This window comes from Rheinheimera gaetbuli (assembly GCF_054781935.1).
The window spans coordinates 1-846 of record NZ_BAAGTL010000040.1 but is presented as its reverse complement, the minus strand read 5'-3'; the positions used below and the strand labels follow the sequence as shown (position 1 = coordinate 846).

At 59.7% G+C, this 846-nt stretch carries 1 protein-coding gene; it reads right to left on the bottom strand.

Annotated features, from left to right (window positions below; genetic code table 11):
* Positions 1-846, bottom strand: an 846-nt coding sequence (locus ACYVIC_RS19655; protein WP_460862691.1) for a condensation domain-containing protein, incomplete at both ends; no start/stop codon positions are given.

The window sequence follows — 846 nt, the reverse complement described above, 5'->3', positions numbered from 1 at the left end:
CCTGAACAACGCCGTGTTGTATTCCCACGCCAGTATTAACCCACCCTCTGACTCCGAGGCCGTCAGCGATAACTCATATTTCGCCTGGGCTGCGCCACCCTCTGCCGGCACAACCGTCAACCCCTCCAGAGACAGCGAGCCTTCACTGCCTCCCTGATGCCACGACAGCATTATCTGAAACAGCGGACTGTGGCCTGCTGAGCGCTCCGGCTGCAGCACCTCAACCACTTTCTCAAACGGCACCTGCTGATGCGCATACGCCTCCAGCAACATTTGCCTGCTGGCACCAATCAGCCCGCTCAGGCTCTGTTGCGGGTCGATATCGCTGCGCAGCACCAGGCTGTTAACAAAGAACCCTATCAGGCCCGCTACTTCGGCCTGCTCACGGTTTGCACTGGGCGTGCCCATCACAATGTCACGCTCGCCGCTGTAGCGGGATAAAAACGCCGCAAACAACGCCTGCACACCCATAAACAGGGTCGCACCTTGCGCCTGACACAGACTGCGCAGTTGCTCCTGCACACCCGGCGGCAGGCTGTGCAACTGCACATCGCCGCTAAAGCTGGCCACTGATGGCCGCGGTTTATCCAGCGGTAAACTGTGCACCACCGGCAGCGCCGCCAGCTGGCGGCGCCAGTAATCTACTTGCTGCTCAAGCACCTCGCCCTGCAGGTAGCTGCGTTGCCATAGCGCATAATCAGCGTATTGCACCGGCAGCGGCGCCAAATCGGCCGACACCCCCGCTAATGCTGCGCTATACAGTGCACTGAGCTCTTGCAGTAAAATGCCCATTGACCAGCCATCTGAGGCAATATGGTGCAGCGTCAGCAGCAGCACATGCTCTTG